The organism is Columbia Basin potato purple top phytoplasma, from assembly GCF_028595955.1.
Taxonomy (GTDB): domain Bacteria; phylum Bacillota_I; class Bacilli_A; order Acholeplasmatales; family Acholeplasmataceae; genus Phytoplasma.
The window spans coordinates 1-730 of the sequence record NZ_JANHJP010000026.1 but is presented as its reverse complement, the minus strand read 5'-3'; the positions used below and the strand labels follow the sequence as shown (position 1 = coordinate 730).

Genomic DNA, 730 nt, shown 5'->3' with positions numbered 1-730 from the left:
AGCGCTTATTTATCCAATAAAAAATCTTTTAGAGTTATAATAGTTGATATATTTAAAATAATTTATAAAGATAATTGGTATTAAGATGCAAAATTAAAACAAAAAATTAAATTATTACAAAAAATGATTGAAAAGATTAAAAAAATTGATAAAAAAATGGTTTTTCATTTAGTCAACCAATTCAATCAAACTCTTAATTTAACCACCATTTTAAAAACAATTCAAATTAAAAGAAGTACTTATTATTGTTGGTTAAAAGTGAAAGCTAAACTAAAAGAAAAAGAAGAAAAATACCTGTTACAACAAAAAAGAATTAAAGCTTTATGTCTCCATTATCAATATTTTTTTGGTCATCGAAAAATCACTGATTTATATCAAAAAACCTTTAACGAATTCATCACCAAGAAAAAAGTTTATACCATTATGAAAAAAAACGACATTAGTTGTCGTTTAAGAATCAAAAAAAATTTTACTTACCGTAATTTAAAAAATAATCTCCAAATAATTCCTAATTTAATCAATCAAGATTTTATGGCTACCAAACCTCTTCAAAAACTCTTTACTGACATTACTTATTTTAAAACTAAGCAAGGTTTTCTCTATTTTTCTTGTATCATTGACTCTTTTAATAATCAAATTATCGCTTTTCATACTTCAAAGCATCAAAATAAAGATTTAGTTTTAAATACTATTAAAAAACTTCCAAAATTAAAAGAACCTTGTATCATTC

1 protein-coding gene is annotated in these 730 nt (G+C 21.9%); it reads left to right on the top strand.

The window, feature by feature from the left end; translation table 11 throughout:
- Positions 1-123: 123 nt before the first annotated feature.
- Positions 124-730: DDE-type integrase/transposase/recombinase (locus M8044_RS02465; RefSeq protein ID WP_323805917.1), on the top strand; the 607-nt coding region annotated here is incomplete at its 3' end.